Origin of the sequence: Streptomyces sp. NBC_00252, from assembly GCF_036187565.1 — a bacterium.
In the GTDB taxonomy this organism is placed as follows: domain Bacteria; phylum Actinomycetota; class Actinomycetes; order Streptomycetales; family Streptomycetaceae; genus Streptomyces.
This window is the reverse complement of sequence record NZ_CP108087.1, coordinates 7,139,830-7,155,892: the sequence shown is the minus strand read 5'-3', so window position 1 is coordinate 7,155,892 and position 16,063 is coordinate 7,139,830. Positions and strand designations below refer to the sequence as shown.

At 69.4% G+C, this 16,063-nt stretch carries 13 protein-coding genes; 8 read left to right on the top strand and 5 right to left on the bottom strand.

Annotated elements, in window-relative coordinates:
* Positions 1-76: 76 nt before the first annotated feature.
* Positions 77-1,438, bottom strand: a complete 1,362-nt coding sequence (glnA, locus tag OHT77_RS31730) for a type I glutamate--ammonia ligase (protein ID WP_266767987.1) — start codon at positions 1,436-1,438, stop codon at positions 77-79.
* 342 nt (positions 1,439-1,780) lie between these two features.
* On the opposite strand from glnA, the gene OHT77_RS31725 reads away from it, so the two are divergent.
* The 5 genes from OHT77_RS31725 to OHT77_RS31705 all read left to right on the top strand — a co-directional run bounded on the left by OHT77_RS31725 (position 1,781) and on the right by OHT77_RS31705 (position 7,869).
* Positions 1,781-2,452 (top strand): DUF3105 domain-containing protein, encoded by a 672-nt coding sequence (locus OHT77_RS31725; protein WP_328831837.1) that lies wholly within the window; start codon positions 1,781-1,783, stop codon positions 2,450-2,452.
* A gap of 1 nt (position 2,453) precedes the next feature.
* On the top strand, positions 2,454-3,092 hold the full coding sequence (locus OHT77_RS31720) for a DUF305 domain-containing protein (protein ID WP_328831836.1): 639 nt from the start codon (positions 2,454-2,456) through the stop codon (positions 3,090-3,092).
* A gap of 229 nt (positions 3,093-3,321) precedes the next feature.
* Positions 3,322-5,274, top strand: a complete 1,953-nt coding sequence (locus tag OHT77_RS31715; protein ID WP_328831835.1) for a S53 family peptidase — start codon at positions 3,322-3,324, stop codon at positions 5,272-5,274.
* Positions 5,275-5,374: 100 nt separating this feature from the next.
* Complete coding sequence (locus tag OHT77_RS31710; protein WP_328831834.1) at positions 5,375-7,411, top strand: NAD(+) synthase; 2,037 nt, start codon at positions 5,375-5,377, stop codon at positions 7,409-7,411.
* A 296-nt stretch (positions 7,412-7,707) separates the two neighbouring features.
* On the top strand, positions 7,708-7,869 hold the full coding sequence (locus tag OHT77_RS31705) for a hypothetical protein (protein WP_328831833.1): 162 nt from the start codon (positions 7,708-7,710) through the stop codon (positions 7,867-7,869).
* A gap of 112 nt (positions 7,870-7,981) precedes the next feature.
* Here the strand turns inward: OHT77_RS31705 and OHT77_RS31700 are convergent, their stop codons facing one another.
* From OHT77_RS31700 to OHT77_RS31685, 4 genes are all read right to left on the bottom strand, one after another.
* Positions 7,982-9,196 carry an MFS transporter gene (locus OHT77_RS31700; protein WP_328831832.1) on the bottom strand — a complete coding sequence of 405 codons (1,215 nt, stop codon included), beginning with the start codon at positions 9,194-9,196 and terminating at the stop codon, positions 7,982-7,984.
* 95 nt (positions 9,197-9,291) lie between these two features.
* Positions 9,292-10,344 (bottom strand): endonuclease/exonuclease/phosphatase family protein, encoded by a 1,053-nt coding sequence (locus OHT77_RS31695; protein ID WP_328831831.1) that lies wholly within the window; start codon positions 10,342-10,344, stop codon positions 9,292-9,294.
* A gap of 196 nt (positions 10,345-10,540) precedes the next feature.
* Positions 10,541-11,197 carry a TetR/AcrR family transcriptional regulator gene (locus OHT77_RS31690; protein WP_328831830.1) on the bottom strand — a complete coding sequence of 219 codons (657 nt, stop codon included), beginning with the start codon at positions 11,195-11,197 and terminating at the stop codon, positions 10,541-10,543.
* Between the two features lie 54 nt (positions 11,198-11,251).
* On the bottom strand, positions 11,252-12,841 hold the full coding sequence (locus OHT77_RS31685; protein ID WP_328831829.1) for an MFS transporter: 1,590 nt from the start codon (positions 12,839-12,841) through the stop codon (positions 11,252-11,254).
* 203 nt (positions 12,842-13,044) lie between these two features.
* On the opposite strand from OHT77_RS31685, the gene panB reads away from it, so the two are divergent.
* From panB to OHT77_RS31670, 3 genes are all read left to right on the top strand, one after another.
* Positions 13,045-13,920 carry a 3-methyl-2-oxobutanoate hydroxymethyltransferase gene (panB, locus tag OHT77_RS31680; protein ID WP_328831828.1) on the top strand — a complete coding sequence of 292 codons (876 nt, stop codon included), beginning with the start codon at positions 13,045-13,047 and terminating at the stop codon, positions 13,918-13,920.
* A gap of 286 nt (positions 13,921-14,206) precedes the next feature.
* Positions 14,207-15,226 carry an ATP-binding cassette domain-containing protein gene (locus OHT77_RS31675; RefSeq protein ID WP_328831827.1) on the top strand — a complete coding sequence of 340 codons (1,020 nt, stop codon included), beginning with the start codon at positions 14,207-14,209 and terminating at the stop codon, positions 15,224-15,226.
* A complete protein-coding gene (locus OHT77_RS31670; RefSeq protein ID WP_266768009.1) occupies positions 15,223-16,044 on the top strand; it encodes an ABC transporter permease in 822 nt (273 codons plus the stop codon). Before OHT77_RS31675 ends, OHT77_RS31670 begins: the two co-directional genes overlap by 4 nt.
* Positions 16,045-16,063: the final 19 nt, after the last annotated feature.

Genomic DNA, 16,063 nt, shown 5'->3' with positions numbered 1-16,063 from the left:
CCGATACCGGGGCCGACGGTCCGCGACCGTCGGCCCCCACATGTCTAATCTGCGGAAAACCCGCTCTGACCTGCCCCTACAGCACCGGCAAGTTCTTCCGCAGCTCGAACGCCGTCACCTCGCTGCGGTACTCCTCCCACTCGCTCTTCTTGTTGCGCAGGAAGAAGTCGAAGACGTGCTCGCCCAGGGTCTCGGCGACGAGGTCGCTGCGTTCCATGAGGGTGAGGGCCTCGCCCAGGTTCTGGGGCAGGGGCTCGATGCCCATCGCGCGGCGCTCGGCGTCGGAGAGGGCCCAGACGTCGTCCTCGGCGCCCGGGGGGAGTTCGTAGCCCTCCTCGATGCCCTTGAGGCCGGAGGCGAGGAGGAGGGCGTAGGCCAGGTACGGGTTCGCGCCCGAGTCCAGGGAGCGGACCTCGACGCGTGCGGAGCCGGTCTTGCCGGGCTTGTACATCGGGACGCGGACCAGGGCGCTGCGGTTGTTGTGGCCCCAGCAGATGTACGAGGGGGCCTCGCCGCCGGCGCCCGCGGTGCGCTCGGAGCCGCCCCAGATGCGCTTGTAGGAGTTGACCCACTGGTTGGTGACCGCGGAGATCTCCGCCGCGTGCTTGAGCAGGCCCGCGATGAAGGAGCGGCCGACCTTGGAGAGCTGGTACTCGGAGCCGGACTCGTAGAACGCGTTCCGGTCGCCCTCGAAGAGGGAGAGGTGGGTGTGCATGCCGGAGCCGGGGTGTTCCGAGAACGGCTTCGGCATGAACGTCGCCTGGACGCCCTGCTCCAGCGCCACCTGCTTCATGACCAGGCGGAACGTCATGATGTTGTCCGCCGTGGAGAGCGCGTCGGCGTAGCGGAGGTCGATCTCCTGCTGGCCGGGGGCGCCCTCGTGGTGGGAGAACTCGACCGAGATGCCCATCGACTCCAGCATGGTGATCGCCTGGCGGCGGAAGTCCATGCCCACGTTCTGCGGGGTGTGGTCGAAGTAGCCGGAGTTGTCGGCGGGCGTCGGGCGGGAGCCGTCCAGGGGGCGGTCCTTCAGGAGGAAGAACTCGATCTCCGGGTGGGTGTAGAAGGTGAAGCCCAGGTCGGAGGTCTTGGCGAGGGCGCGCTTGAGGACGTAGCGCGGGTCCGCGAAGGACGGGGAGCCGTCCGGCATGAGGATGTCGCAGAACATGCGGGCCGTGCCGGGGGCCTCGGCGCGCCAGGGCAGGACCTGGAAGGTGGAGGGGTCCGGCTTGGCGATCATGTCGGACTCGTAGACCCGGGCGAAGCCCTCGATCGCGGAGCCGTCGAAGCCGATGCCCTCGTCGAAGGCCTGTTCCAGCTCGGCGGGGGCCACGGCGACGGACTTGAGGAAGCCCAGCACGTCCGTGAACCACAGCCGTACGAACCGGATGTCGCGCTCCTCCAACGTCCGGAGCACGAACTCCTGCTGCTTGTCCATCTTCCGCTTCCCCATCCTTGCTGGTCAGGCCGCCTGTCCTCGTACCGCAGGAGGCGGTCGGGCACCTGAGCATCCCACCACAACACCATTTCGTGCGCGTTGCCGACCATGATCGACCGGCTGTCCTCGGGCTGAACGGCTCGCGTACGGCAGGTGTCCCGCGCTGTTGCCCATCTTCTGACCATCTTGCCTGCTCGGACTGACATTCGTAATGCCTGGTCCGGGGGTGACCCGGGTCTTCCCCGGACTTTGCTGTGGACCCCCTACGGGATCCCTTTGCTCACCACTACGATCAGCAGGGCCCGACCTTCCTGTCCCTTCCCCCAAAAGGACACATACCTCATGGGTTCCGCCAAGAACACCGGCAACGCGGCGCGCAAGGCCCGCATCGAGGAGATGCGGCGTGCCGAGCAGGCCCGCGAGCGGCGCGGCCGGATCGTGAAGATCGCGGCGAGCACGGTGGTCGCCGCCGGTCTCGTCGTCGGCGGTGTCGCCGTCGTGCACGCGCAGTCCGGCAAGGACAAGGACAGTTCCGCGAGCGACTCCAAGAGCGGCGGTTCGGGCCACTTCGTCGCCGGCGCGGACGGTGTGAGCACGTGGAAGGGGACGCTGGGCCGCACCCACGTCACCGGCACGGTGAACTACCCGATGCACCCGCCGGTGGGCGGCAACCACAACCCGGTCTGGCTGAACTGCAACGGGAACGTCTACACGAAGGCCGTCAAGGACGAGAACGCGGTGCACGCGCTGGAGCACGGCGCGGTGTGGGTGACGTACACCTCGAAGGCCCCGGCGGCCGACGTGAAGGCGCTGGCGGCGAAGGTGAAGCAGACGCCGTACTCGCTGATGAGTCCGTACGAGAACCAGAAGGCGCCGATCATGCTGTCGGCGTGGGGGCACCAGCGGACGGTGAAGAGCGCGAGCGACCCGGACGTGGCGAAGTTCTTCTCGCAGTTCGTGCAGGGCAGCCAGACGCCCGAGCCGGGTGCCTCGTGCACCGGCGGGACGATGTGACGTGAGGGCGTACATCGGGTGGGTCGCGGGTGCCGCGGCCGCCGTGCTGGTCGCGGCCGGCGCGATCACGTACGCCGTCGCCGAGGACGGCAGCGGCGGCGGGTCGGGCAACTCCGCCGTCCCGGCGGTGAATTCGGCGGACGCCGGGTTCGCGCGGGACATGGCGGTCCACCACCAGCAGGCCGTCGAGATGTCGTACATCGTGCGGGACCGTACGAAGAACGTGGAGGTACGGCGCCTCGCGTACGACATCGCGCAGACGCAGGCCAACCAACGGGGCATGCTGCTGGGCTGGTTGGACCTGTGGGGGCTGCCGAAGGTGTCGGCCGATCCGCCGATGACCTGGATGGGCATGGGTGACATGGCCTCCGGGAAGGACGGCGCGCTGATGCCCGGGATGGCGACCAACTCCGAGCTGAAGAAGCTGGGTTCGCTGAGCGGCAAACCCGCCGAGGTGCTCTTCCTCCAGCTCATGACGGACCATCACAAGGGCGGCATCCACATGGCGCAGGGCTGTGTGGACAAGTGCCAGGTGGGTGTGGAGAAGCGGCTCGCGCAGGGGATGGTCGACGCGCAGCAGTCGGAGATCCAGTTGATGGCCGACATGCTCAAGGAGCGTGGCGCAAAAGCGCGTTCGTAAAGCATCCCCGGGTGTTCGTTACCTGCCCGTAAGGAAAAAAGCCCCCAATTCGCCCCGGATGAAGGTTCCTTGGGTTTCTCTTGACTTTTGCGTTCCCCTGGCATGAACGGTTCATCGAAAGAGTGGCCCCCATCGCGTGATCCCTTCACGGAACCTCCCCGCCGCAGGTTGCGTACGGATCGCCGACGACCGACCACTCCATGCGTCGAACCGCATAGCAGGGGGTTTTATGAGATCCAATCGCGCCACCATGCGCGCCGGCGTGAGCATGGCAGCGACACTGCCCATGATCGCCGGTGCCCTGGCGCTCGGCATACCCGCGGCGCACGCCGCGGGCAACCCGGGCCGGGACACACTCGCGGGCACCAAGCCCGCGTGGGCCACGGCCAAGGCGGACAAGGGAGCGACCTCCGACAGCTCCCAGGTCTCCGCGCGGGTCTATCTCGCCGGCCGGGACGCATCCGGCCTCGCGGCGTACGCCAAGTCCGTCTCGGACCCGAGCTCCGCCCTGTACGGCAAGTACCTGAGCGCCGCTCAGGTGCAGCAGCGCTTCGGCGCCACGCCGGCCCAGGTGACCGCCGTGAAGTCCTGGCTGAAGTCCGCCGGGCTGAAGGTCACCGGCACCACCCAGCACTACGTCACGGTCTCCGGTGACGTGGCCGCGGTCGAGAAGGCGTTCAGCACCTCGCTGCACAACTACTCGAAGGGCTCGAAGACCTACCGCGCCCCGTCGAAGACGGCCTCCGCGCCGAACAGCCTCAACGGTGCCGTCCTGACCGTCACCGGTCTCGACAACGCGCCGCACACGGCGAGCCACGACGACACGCTGCCGCCGCCGGACGCCGTGTTCAAGAACGCGGGCCCCTTCTCGTCGTACTACGGCTCGAAGACGGCGACCACCCTGCCGTCCGCCTACGGCAAGAAGATCCCGTACGCGGTCGAGGGCTACACCGGCAAGCAGCTGCGTGCGGCCTACGGCGCGGGCAAGTACACGGGCAAGGGGGTGCGGGTCGCGATCACCGACGCGTACGCCTCCCCGACGATCGCCTTCGACGGGGCCACGTACGCCAAGGCCCACGGCGACGCGAAGTACACCACCAGCACGCTGAAGCAGGTGCTGCCGGCGGAGTACACCAAGACCGAAGAGTGCGGTGCTGCGGGCTGGTACGGCGAGGAGACCCTCGACGTCGAGGCCGTGCACGCGGTGGCGCCGGACGCGAACATCACGTACGTGGGTGCCGCGTCCTGCTACGACGACGATCTGCTCGACTCGCTCAGCAAGGTCGTCGACAACCACCTGGCCGACATCGTCTCCAACTCGTGGGGCGACATCGAGGCCAACCAGACCCCGGACCTCGCGGCCGCCTACGACCAGGTGTTCCAGCTGGGCGCGGTCGAGGGCATCGGCTTCTACTTCTCCTCCGGTGACAACGGCGACGAGGTCGCCAACACCGGTACGAAGCAGGTCGACACCCCGGCCAACTCGGCGTGGGTGACGGCGGTCGGCGGTACCTCCCTCGCGGTCGGCAAGGGCGACAAGTACCTGTGGGAGACCGGCTGGGGCACCGAGAAGGCCTCGCTGTCGGCCGACGGCAAGAGCTGGACCGGCTTCCCCGGCGCCTTCACCTCGGGCGCGGGCGGCGGCACCAGCAAGACCGTGAACGAGCCCTTCTACCAGAAGGGTGTCGTCCCGGACTCGCTCGCCAAGGCCAACAGCGCCACCGGCAACCGCGTCGTCCCGGACATCTCGGCGATCGCCGACCCGAACACCGGATTCAAGGTCGGCCAGACGCAGACCTTCCCCGACGGTTCGGAGAAGTACAGCGAGTACCGGATCGGCGGCACCTCGCTCGCCTCCCCGGTGATCGCGGCGGTCCAGGCCCTGGCCCAGGAAGCCAACGGCGGCAAGGCGATCGGCTTCGCCAACCCGTCGATCTACGCCAAGTTCGGCACGAAGGTCTACCACGACGTGACGGACAACCCGACGGGCTCCGGCCTGGCAGTGGCGCGCATCGACTTCGCCAACAGCGTCGACGCCACCGACGGCCTGCTGACCTCGGTCCGCAGCCTCGGCAAGGACAGCTCGCTGTCCGCGGTGAAGGGCTACGACGACGTCACCGGCGTGGGCACGCCCGCCAACGGCTACGTCCAGTCGTACAGCCGCCCGCAGGGTCACCACTGATCCGGCAGCGGTAGCACGTAGTCACCTGTGATGGGGTGGCGTGGGGTCTACGACACCCCGCGCCACCCCATCGTGTCGCTCTGACGATTACACTGGCCGCGTGCCTCCACTGAACTTCTGGTCGATCTATCAGCACGGCTTTGCCCGCGTCGCCGCCTGCACGGGCCACACCGTGATCGCGGACCCGCACGCCAACGCCGAGGCCGTCCTGCGCCACGCCCGCCGCTGCGACGAGGAGGGGGTCGCGGTCGCCGTCTTCGCGGAGATGGGCCTGTGCGGCTACTCCATCGAGGACCTGCTCCTCCAGGACGTCCTCCTGGACCAGGTCGAGGAAGCGCTCCGGGACGTGGTCACCGGCTCGGCCGACCTCCTCCCCGTCCTGGTCGTCGGCGCCCCGCTGCGCCACCGCAACCGGATCTACAACTGCGCGGTCCTCGTCCACCGGGGCCGCGTCCTGGGCGTCGTACCGAAGTCGTATCCCCCGAACTACCGCGAGTTCTACGAGCGCCGCCAGATCGCCGACGGCGCGGACGAGCGCGGCGGTTCGATCCGGGTCGGCGGGGAGACGGTGCCCTTCGGCGTGGACCTGCTGTTCGCGGCGCAGGACGTCCCCTCGCTCGTGCTGCACGCGGAGATCTGCGAGGACATGTGGGTGCCGGTGCCGCCCAGCGCGGAGGCGGCCCTCGCGGGCGCGACGGTCCTCGTCAACCTCTCCGGCAGCCCGATCACCGTCGGCCGCGCCGAGGACCGCAAACTGCTGTGCCGCTCGGCGTCCGCCCGCTGCCTCGCCGCGTACGTCTACGCGGCGGCCGGCCTCGGCGAGTCGACCACCGACCTGTCGTGGGACGGCCAGGCGATGATCTACGAGAACGGCGCGCTGCTGGCCGAGACGGACCGCTTCCCGCTGAGCGACGAGTACGCGGTGGCCGACGTCGACCTCGACCTGCTGCGGCAGGAGCGGCAGCGGATGGGCACGTTCGACGACAACCGCCGTACGCACCGGGCGCGGACGGCCGACTTCCGCACGGTGTCCTTCGAACTCACCCCGCCGCTCACCGACTTGGGTCTGCGCCGGCGCCTGGAGCGCTTCCCGTTCGTGCCGGCCGACGCGGAGCGCCTCGCGCAGGACTGCTACGAGGCGTACAACATCCAGGTCGAGGGCCTCCAGCAGCGGCTCGCCGCCATCGGCGGCCCGAAGGTGGTCATCGGGGTCTCCGGCGGCCTCGACTCCACGCACGCGCTGATCGTCGCGGCCCGCGCGATGGACCGCGCGGGGCGGCCGCGCAGCGACATCCTCGCGTGGACGCTGCCCGGTTTCGCGACCAGCGACCACACCAAGGACAACGCGCACGCGCTCATGCGGGCGATCGGGGTCACGGCGGCGGAGCTGGACATCACGCCGACCGCACGTCTGATGCTCAAGGAGATGAACCACCCCTTCGCCTCCGGCGAGCCGGTCTACGACGTCACCTTCGAGAACGTCCAAGCAGGCCTGCGCACCGACTACTTGTTCCGCCTCGCCAACCAGCACAACGGCATCGTCCTCGGCACCGGCGACCTCTCCGAGCTGGCGCTCGGCTGGTCCACGTACGGCGTCGGCGACCAGATGAGCCACTACAACGTCAACTCCGGCGTCCCCAAGACCCTCATCCAGCACCTCATCCGCTGGGTCGTCAGCAGCGACCAGTTCGACGAGGAGACCGGCAAGATCCTCACCGCGATCCTCGACACGGAGATCAGCCCCGAGCTGGTACCGGGCGAGGAGATGCAGTCGACCGAGTCGAAGATCGGCCCCTACGCCCTCCACGACTTCACCCTGTTCCACGTCCTCCGCTACGGCTTCCGCCCGTCGAAGATCGCGTTCCTGGCGTGGCACGCGTGGCACGAGGCGGAGGCGGGCGCCTGGCCACCGGGCTTCCCGGAAGCCAAGCGGGTGGCGTACGACCTCCCCGAGATCCGCCGCTGGCTGGAGGTCTTCTGCCGCCGCTTCTTCGGCTTCGCCCAGTTCAAGCGCTCAGCCATGCCCAACGGGCCGAAGGTCTCGGCGGGAGGTTCGTTGTCACCTCGGGGGGATTGGCGAGCACCGTCCGACGGCTCGGCTACGGCTTGGCTGGCTGAACTGGGGCGGTTCGACTAGGACTTGGTCGCCGACGGGGGCGGTGGCTCGGTGCGGCGGGACCGGCCCTGCCTCGGCTGAGCCGGATCGGGTGAGCCCTTCGGGTCGGGGGGCCGGGACCGAAGAACGCCGCTGCATGCCAGGAGTTCGGTCCCGGTCGCGTCGAAGTACAGGGTGAAGAACCAGGACCGGTCCGGTGTGTCGATGATCCGGTACGCAGTTGCTCGTCGCGGTGTCCGGCGAGGATCGCGACGCTCTCGTCGAGGCCCAGGGTCGTCAGGCCGCGCTTCAACGACCGTCTCAGCCGCGTCGAAGCGATGCCGGCGACCATCGACTGGGGCACCGCCCTGTCCCCGACCACCACCTCGCCGCCCCCGGCGATCGCCTCGCGTGCCGCCGCGCAGGCGTTCGTCCGGTCGGTGAGCATCGCCGCGATGTCGGCGGGGCTCGGCTGCTTGTCCTCGGTCGCCATGCGGTGACTGTAGGGACTGGGTGCGGGTGGTGCCACGGGGTTCGGGTCGGTCGAGAGGCGCATCTCTCAACCGACCCTGGCGGGTGGGCAGATGGGCCCGTGGGCCGTTGGGTGAAACGTCAGTGCTGCAGTGCCTCCGCCTCGTGCGGAACGTGCGTTGCCACCACCCGCTCGCGGCCCGGTACCGACCTGCGGCGGTCCACCGTCGCCGCCGTGGCCGCGACGCCCAGGCCCAGTACCGCCAGTGCCGCGCCGGCCAGCGCAGGGGACGTGGCGCCGAAGCCGGCTGCCAGGGCGAGGCCGCCGATCCAGGCGCCGCCCGCGTTGGCCAGGTTGAAGGCCGCCTGGTTGGCCGAGGAGGCCAACGACGGGCCTGCCGACGCCTTTTCCATGACCATCAGCTGGAGCGGGGAGCCCGTCACGAACGCCGCCACGCCCAGGAGGACCACCGCGAGGGCCGCCGTCCACTCCGTCGACATCAGGAGCGGGAACAGGGCCAGGACCGCCGCCAGGGACGTCAGGCCGCCGAACAGGGTGCCCCGGAGGGAGTGGTCCGCGAGGCGGCCGCCCACCAGGTTGCCCACCGTCGCGCCGACGCCGAACAGCGCCAGCAGCAGCGTCACGCTGCCGTCGGCGAAGCCCGCCGCGTCCGTGAGCATCGGGGTGATGTAGCTGTAGGCCGAGAAGAGCGCGCCGAAGCCCGCCACCGTCGTGCCCAGGGCCAGCCATACCGGGAGGGAGCGAAGTGCCGCCAGTTCGCGGCGCAGGCCCACCACCGGGGCGTGCGCGTGGTCGTGCGGGATCAGCAGGGCCAGCGACGCTATCGCCACCAGGCCGATCGCGCTCACGCCGAGGAACGTGGCCCGCCAGCCCAGGTGTTGGCCCATCAGCGTGGCCGCCGGTACGCCGACGACGTTGGCGACCGTGAGGCCCAGGAACATCAGGGAGACGGAGCGGGCCTTGCGTTCCGGCGCGACCATCGTCGTGGCGACGACCGCCCCCATGCCGAAGAACGCTCCGTGCGGCAGGCCGCTGAGGAAGCGGGCCGCCATGAGGGAGTCGTAGCCCGGCGCGAACGCCGACAGCGCGTTGCCCGCAACGAACAGGGCCATCAGGCCGATCAGGACCGTGCGGCGGGACATCCGGGAGGTCAGCGCCGCGAGCAGCGGGGCGCCGATGACCACGCCCAGCGCGTACGCCGAGACCAGGTGTCCCGCCGTGGGGATCGAGACGTGCAGGTCGTCCGCGACCTCGGGCAGGAGGCCCATGATCACGAACTCGGTGGTGCCGATACCGAAAGCGCCGACGGCCAGGGCGAGCAGGGCCAGGGGCATGGAGGTGCCTGTGCCTTTCAAGGGAGAGCGGAGTTCCGTGACGAGGTTAAGTTCAGTTACGGAACAAAGACTCCCAGGCGCCCTATTCCACGAGGTTAAGAGCTCGTGTCGAGGTTCACACGGGCCGCGATCGGGAGGTGGTCGCTGCCGGTCCTGGGAAGCGTCCACGAGGTGACCGGCTCGACGCCCTGGACCATGATCTGGTCGATCCGCGCCATCGGGAACGACGCCGGCCAGCTGAACCCGAAGCCGCTGCCCGCCGCGCCCTGCGTGGAGCGCATCTGGGCGGTGACGGCGTTCAGGGAGCGGTCGTTCATCGTGCCGTTCAGGTCACCGAGGAGGATCTTCCGCTTGAGCGGCTCGGCGGCGATGGCCTCACCCAGCGCGTCGGCGCTCGTGTCCCGCTGCCGGGCCGTGAAGCCCGCCTCGAGCTTCACCCGCACCGACGGGAGGTGGGCGACGTAGACCGCGATCTGGCCCTCGGGGGTCGCGACCGTGGCGCGCATGGCGCGCGTCCAGCCCAGCTTTATGTCGACGGCCTTGATGCCGCTCATCGGGTACTTGCTCCACAGCCCGACCGTGCCCTCGACCGAGTGGTACTTGTACGTCGACGCGAGTGCCTTCGCGTACGTCGGGACCGCCGAGGCCGTCAGCTCCTCCAGGGCGACGACGTCCGCGCCCGACGCGGCCACGTCACGGGCCGTGCCGGCCGGGTCGGGGTTCTCCGCGTTGACATTGTGCGTGGCCACCGTGAGGTCGCCGCCGGTACCGGTCTTGTCGCTGAGCAGCAGGCCGCCGAAGAGGTTCAGCCAGACGGCCGTCGGCAGGATGATCGCGATGAGCGCGGTCGCCGACCTGCGGACCAGGGCGAGGACCAGCAGGACCGGGATCAGCAGCCCGAACCAGGGCAGGAACGTCTCTGTGAGGCTGCCGAGGTTGCCGATCCGGTTCGGGATGCGGGAGTGCAGGAACATGACGAGGGCGAGGACGATCGCCAGCGCGGCGAGGATCAGGCCCCGGCGCCAGATCCTCGGGTCGCCGCGCCAGCCGCCGGCCAGTCTGTTCCACAGGCGCCGAAGCCGGGATCCGCGCGGCTCGTCCCCCGAGCCGCCGTCGTCCGTCTCCGTCACATACGCCTGCTGTGCCATACCGTCGCCTCACTACCTGCCGTGCACACCATCGTCCCCCGCGCCTACGACCCTAGGGGATGATCGGTTCCGATCCGCCGTCCCATGACGGCCGTACGGGCACGAGGACGAACAAGTCGGCGTCCGGAGTTCCGAACATGCGCGACTCCAGCGGCTTCTGTGACGGAACGCGCACATTCGCGCGATCCGAAAACGGCTAGGAATCGACGGGCCGCAGCGCCACCAGCACGGTGTCCACGAGGAGTTCGGACAGTCCCTCGGGGAGATCGGCGTCGAAACGCATGACGGTCCGCAGGAGCATCGGGCCGACGATCATGTCGTTCATGAGCTCGGCGTCGATGTCGGTGCGGAGTTCACCGGTCTCCTGGCCCCGGCGCAGGAGCTCCACCTGCCTGCGGCGGCGCGGCTCGACGACGGTCGCGTGGTAGGCGTCCCACAGCTTCGGGGTGCTCTTCATCTGCGCGTACACGTTGTGCAGGAGCGCCGAGGACCGGGTCATCAGGCCGCGCTGGCGCAGCTGTTCGGTCATGGCCACGAGGTCGTCGCGCAGGGAGATGCCGGGCAGTTCCGGGTCCTGCGGCTCGGCCTCGCGGACGACGTCGACGAACAGTTCCTCCTTGCCCGGCCAGCGGCGGTAGATGGTGGCCTTGCCGACCCCGGCGGTACGGGCGATGCGCTCGATGGAGAGTTCGGCCAGTGGCACGCCGTCCTCCAGGAGCTTCATCACGCCCTCCGTGATGGCACGTTCGACGGCCTCGCTGCGCGGGCGTCCCCTGGTCGGGGCGCACGCGCGAGTCCGGCTCTCGGTGCCGGTGTCCGTGCCGGTGTCGGTGCCGTGGTCGGCAAGGCTCACTTCACTCCGTCCCTTCGGTGTACCCCCCGTTCGCGTCCGCGGTGATTGTCGTCGCTACTCCCCGACGACGACCAACTCCTGCTCCTCCTTGCCCTCCTGAGGGACCGGAGGCTTGCCGGGCAGGAACACGAACGCCACTACGGCACCGATGACCGCGACGCCCGCACCGCACAGGGCGGTGACGTGCATGGCGTGCAGGAAGGCGTCGTTGGCCGGGGTGACCAGGGCCCTGCCCTGCGGGCCGAGCTTCGCGGCGACACCGAGGGTGGCCTCGATGGACTCGCCGGCGGTGTCCCGCAGCGCGGCCGGGACGGAGCCGAGCTTGCCCTCGATGCCGTTGCGGTAGGCCGTGGACAGCACCGAGCCGAGGACGGCGATGCCGAGGGCGCCGCCGACCTGCCGGAAGGTGTTGCTCAGCGCGGACGCGGAGCCCGCCTTCTCGCGCGGCAGGGCCTGCATGATGACGACGCTGGTCGGGGTCATGACGTGGGCCATGCCCGCGCCCATGAGGAAGAAGATGACCTCCAGGATCCAGATCGGCGTGTCCGCCTTCAGGGTCGCGAAGGCGGCCAGCATGCCGGCGAGCACCACCAGGCCGACACCGGTCGTGACCTTGTTGCCGAACCGGTTGACGACCAGCCGGGCACGCGGCGCGAAGATCATCTGTGCGGCGGCCAGCGGCAGCATCAACAGACCGGTCTGCAGCGGCGAGTAGCCGCGCACGCTCTGGGTGTAGAAGACCGAGAAGAAGGTCACGCCCATCAGCGCGAAGAAGACCAGCGCGATGGCGGCGATCGCGGCCGAGAACACCTTGTTCTTGAAGTACGTGACGTCGATCGACGGGTGGTCGCTGCGCTTCTCGAACCACACGAACCCGGCGAGCACGACGACACCGGCGATGATCGTCGACAGCACCTTGGGCGCCGTGAAGTCGGCCAGTTCGCCGCCCTCGATGATGCCGTAGACCAGCAGGACGAGGCCTACGACGGAGAGGATGACGCCGACCGGGTCGAGGCGGCCGGGCTTCGGGTCGCGGGAGTCGGGGACCAGCCAGATCATCAGGGCCAGGGCGACCAGCACGATGGGCACGTTGATCAGGAAGACCGAGCCCCACCAGAAGTGGTCGAGGAGCACGCCGCCGGTGATCGGGCCGATCGCGATGGCGAGGCCGACGCCGCCGGCCCAGATGCCGATGGCCTTGGGCTGCTCGTCGCGCTCGAAGACGTTCATGAGGACGGCGAGGGTGGCGGGCATCACGAAGGCGGCGCCGAGCGCCATCAGGGCGCGGTAGCCGATGAGCTGGTCGGGCGAGCCGGACTCGGCGGCGAGGGCGGAGCCGATGCCGAACACGAGGAGACCGCCGAGCAGGACCTTCTTGCGGCCGATCCGGTCGCCGAGGAGGCCGGCGGTGAACAGCAGGCCCGCGAAGACGAGGGTGTAGGCGTTGATCGCCCACTCCAGCTCGCTCTGTGTCGCGCCCAGGCCGGTCGGGGCCGGGGTGGAGATGGTCTTGATGGCGACGTTGAGGATCGAGTTGTCGAGCACCACGATGAGCAGGCTCAGCATCAGCACGCCGAGGATCGCCCAGCGGCGGCGGTGCACCGCTTCGGGTATCCGGGTGCCAGGGACGGGTGGAGTGGTCATGTGGTCCAGCCTAGGGAGCTGCTGGAGATTTACGATACGGGACCGTGCCGTATCGTAATTTTTTTACTCAGGCCTTACGTACCGGCCGGGACGTGACCGGGGCTATAGGGGTCCCTCTGGCCCTCCGTGGCACGAGGTGCCACCATGGAGGGGATCCGGGGACGCCGTGAGGGCGCCTCGAGATGACTGAAGGAGCCGTTGCAATGACGCAGCTTTCGGCTGCCCAGGCTGGCAGGAACAGCTCCTCCGACGGCAGCAAGGCGCTGTACGGAGGCAAGGGCACACGACGCATCACCGTCCGCGACATCGGCCTCGCCAAGGAGCGCGGCGAGAAGTGGCCCATGCTCACCGCCTACGACGCGATGACCGCGTCCGTCTTCGACGAGGCCGGCATCCCGGTCATGCTCGTCGGGGACTCGGCGGGCAACTGCCACCTCGGGTACGAGTCGACCGTGCCCGTCACCCTCGACGAGATGGCCATGCTGTCCGCCGCCGTCGTCCGGGGCACGAGCCGCGCCCTCATCGTCGCCGACCTGCCGTTCGGGTCCTACCAGGAGGGTCCGGTGCAGGCGCTGCGCTCGGCGACCCGGCTGGTGAAGGAGGCGGGCGTGGGTGCCGTGAAGCTGGAGGGCGGTGAGCGGTCCCATGAGCAGATCCGGCTGCTCGTCGAGTCCGGGATTCCGGTGATGGCGCACATCGGGCTCACTCCGCAGTCCGTGAACTCGATGGGGTACCGGGTGCAGGGGCGGGGCGAGGAGGCGGCCCAGCAGTTGCTGCGGGACGCGAAGTCCGTGCAGGACGCGGGGGCGTTCGCGGTCGTACTCGAGCTGGTTCCGGCGGAGTTGGCGGCCGAGGTGACTCGGGTGCTGCACATTCCTACCGTCGGGATCGGGGCCGGGGTCGAGACCGATGCCCAAGTCCTGGTGTGGACGGACATGTTGGGGCTGACCGGTGGGAAGATGCCGAAGTTCGTGAAGCAGTACGCGGATCTCCGTGGGGTCATGGGGGACGCGGCGAGGGCGTTCGCCGAGGATGTCGTGGGCGGGACGTTCCCTGGTGAGGAGCACTCGGTCCACTGACCGGTCTGGCCCATCTGAGCCATTGCGGCACCATGCAGCCCCGCCGATCTTCCCCCGTCGGCGGGGCTGCCCCGTTGTCGCCTGCCGCCCGCCCCTGGGGGCTCCGCCCCCAGACCCCCGTCGGCCCTGAACGGGCCTCGTCCTCAAACGCCGGACGGGCTGGATAGTGGCGGCCTGCGTTTCAAGGTGCCGGACGGGCTGGGTAGTAGCGGCCTGCATGTCAGCTGTCGGTGGCTGTCGGTGGGATGTCGGTGGTTTGTCGGCGGGGCCTGGCAGTGTCATCTGCATGACGCGAATCGACAAGAACTCCGGCGGCACGGCAGTGTCCGTGCGGGGGCTGGTCAAGCACTACGGCGAGACCAAGGCGCTGGACGGCGTCGACCTGGACGTCCGGGAGGGCACCGTGATGGGTGTGCTCGGGCCGAACGGTGCCGGTAAGACCACCCTCGTACGCATCCTGTCCACGCTGCTCGCCCCGACCTCCGGCGAGGCAACCGTCGCCGGCTACGACGTCCTGCGCCAGCCCCGCCAGCTGCGCCGGGTGATAGGCCTCACCGGCCAGTACGCCTCGGTGGACGAAAAGCTCCCCGGCTGGGAGAACCTGTACATGATCGGGCGGCTGCTCGACCTGTCCCGCAAGGACTCCCGGGCCCGCGCCGACGAACTGCTGGAGCGGTTCTCGCTGACGGACGCGGCCAGGCGTCCGGCGAGCACCTACTCCGGCGGCATGCGGCGCCGGCTCGACCTGGCCGCCTCGATGATCGGGCACCCGCAGGTGCTGTTCCTCGACGAGCCGACCACCGGCCTCGACCCCCGCACCCGCAACGAGGTGTGGACCGAGGTGAAGTCCATGGTCGGCGGCGGCGTGACCGTGCTGCTCACCACCCAGTACATGGAAGAGGCCGAGGCGCTCGCCTCCGAGTTGACCGTCGTCGACCACGGCAAGGTCGTGGCGCAGGGCGCCATCAATGAGTTGAAGGCCAAGGTCGGTGGGCGTGCGCTGCGCATCCGGCCCACCGATCCCCTGCAACTGCGGCCGCTCGCGCGGGCGTTGGACGAGCTGGGGATCACCGGCCTGGCCACCGTCACCGTCGACGTGGAGAGCGGGACCGTGCTGGTGCCGATCCTCAGCGACGAGCAACTGACCGCCGTGGTGGGCGCGGTGAGCGCCCGTGGCCTCACCATCGCCTCCATCACCACCGAACTGCCCAGCCTGGACGAGGTGTTCCTGTCCCTTACCGGCCACCGCGCCAGTGCCCCGCAGGACTCCGTGCCCACCCAAGACCGCGAGGAGGTCGCCGTATGAGCGCCGTCGCCGTGAATTCCGCCGGTGCCGCGGCGGATCCCCGTATCCCGCTGCGCAACCATCTGCGCCACACCGGCGCGCTGATCCGCCGCAACCTGCTGTGGATCCGGCAGGACCCGGAGTCGATGTTCGACGCCATCCTGTTCCCGGTCATCTTCACGCTGCTGTTCGTGTACGTCTTCGGCGGCTCGATCGGGCAGTCGCTGGGCGGCGGGCAGGAGGCGTACGTGCAGTACGTCGTGCCCGGACTGCTCGCCATGATGGGCATGAACATGGCCCAAGGGGTGGGAACCGGCTTCAACACCGACTTCCACACCGGGGTCATGGACCGGTTCCGGTCGCTGCCCATCGGGCGCGCCTCGGTGCTGATCGCGAAGATCGCGGTCGAGATGATGCGCATGCTCGTGGCGTCCGCGGTGCTGATGGTCGTGGGTGTCCTGGTCGGCTTCCACATCCACCACTGGGTCGGCATGTTCGCCGCGATCGGGCTGTCCGCGGTGTTCGGCTCGGCCCTGATGTGGGTGTTCCTCACCCTCGGCGTGACCATGAAGAGCGCGCAGTCCGTGCAGGCCATGGGCTTCCTGGTGCTGATGCCGCTGCAGTTCGGCTCGTCGATCTTCGCGCCGACCCAGTCGATGCCGGGCTGGCTGCAGAACTTCACCGAGTACAACCCGCTCTCCGCCCTGGCGGACGCGGCCCGCGGGCTGATGGTGGGCGGCCCGGTCGCCCATGGCGCGCTGCTGACCCTCGCCTGGTCGGTGGGGCTTACCGCGGTGATGGCGCCGATCTCGATCTACAAGTTCCGCACCAAGACCTGACCGGGCCGGACCGGCACGT